At 68.4% G+C, this 1,383-nt stretch carries 1 protein-coding gene; it reads right to left on the reverse strand.

Features of this window, described 5'->3' with window-relative positions:
- Positions 1-5: 5 nt before the first annotated feature.
- Complete coding sequence (locus tag ACFHW1_RS28710; RefSeq protein WP_416557671.1) at positions 6-1,142, reverse strand: ISAs1 family transposase; 1,137 nt, start codon at positions 1,140-1,142, stop codon at positions 6-8.
- Positions 1,143-1,383 lie beyond the last annotated feature (241 nt).

The raw sequence follows: 1,383 nt of genomic DNA on the forward strand, positions 1-1,383 counted from the left end.
CAGGGCTATTGCAAAGTCGGGTGACCCCTGGTCACGGCAGGGTTTCCCGTGGTTACGGCGTCGATGAGGTCGTGCGGGCGGTGGCTGGCACGTCGGGTGGCTTCGGCGATGTTGGTAGCACCATCAACGTGGTGGTATCCGATCGCGGTGTTGCGGAGCGTGGCGAACACGGCGGGCCCGCTACCCGTTCGGGCGCTATGGGCATCCTCACGGAACGTGACATCCCGTACGTGATGGAGCCGATTCTCGATATGCCATTCCGACCGCGCCCAGGTGCCCAGATCAGCGGGCTGGGCCTGGTCGGCGGGCAGCGAGACGGTCAGGTACGCCGTCTCACGGGTGGTCCTGCCCTTGATCGTGCGGGTCCGGGTGATCCGGACGGCCTGCCGCGCGTAGGGGAAGCCCAGGCCTCCCGGGGTGGACACGGTGAGGACCTTGACGGTGCGGGTCTCCTTGCGTCCGTGACCGGTCTCGCGGGTCTGGGACCCGACCGGGACCTCAGCCCAGGGAAGGGCCTTGAGCTGGGCGAACAAGGTGGGCTGGTTGGCCTTGACCGCGGTCATCAGATGTCCGCCGTCGGCGGCGAGCAACTCGGCGTGCCCGGTCTGTGCGTGCAACGCGTCCGCGACCACGAGGACGTCCCTCAACGATCCCAGCACGGCCGCGACCAGGCGTAGCAGCGGGGTGAACGCCGGGATCTCGTTCGACTTCGCCGCGATCTGGACCTGGGCGAGCACGATCCCGGTGCCGGTGTCGTACGCCGAGAGCAGGTGGACCTGCCGCCCGTCGGGTAGTCGGGCGCCCCGGGCGACCTTGCCGTCCACGGCGATCACCAGGCGCCACCGGCGCCCGCCGATCACGACCGGCCCCGCCCGGTCACGCAGCCAGCGGGCCAGAACCTGTGACAACACCTCGGCGTCGAGCCGGATCAACAGCCGCCACACCGTCGTGGCGGCGGGTACCCGTCCGGTGAACCCGAGCCGGGCCCACACGGGACGGTCCTGGAAACGCACCCAGTCGTGGACGGCGGCGAACGTGCACGCCCCGGCCAGTACCGCGCACACCGCCGCCGCAAGCACGCTGACCAGCGGGTATCTCCGGCCTCGTGGATCCCGTGGGTCGTTGATGGCCTCCAGGGCCACGAACAAGCTACGGCGGTCACGATCGGTCACCACGACTGGTGACGGCAGGTTGGGGGGTCGATGTGGCAACACGATCTCGGTCAGTGATGATGACATCAGCGGGTGCGGTCCTCTTCTGGGTCATGGTCTTCGCAAACTCATGATCACCAGCGGGCCGCACCCGTCCTACACGGACCCCGGAACTCGCCGAATCCCATCGAAAACCCCAGCTCAAGAGCCCCTCAACCGACTACGCAACAGC

This window comes from Micromonospora sp. LOL_014, from assembly GCF_048060245.1.
Classification (GTDB): Bacteria; Actinomycetota; Actinomycetes; order Mycobacteriales; family Micromonosporaceae; genus Micromonospora_E.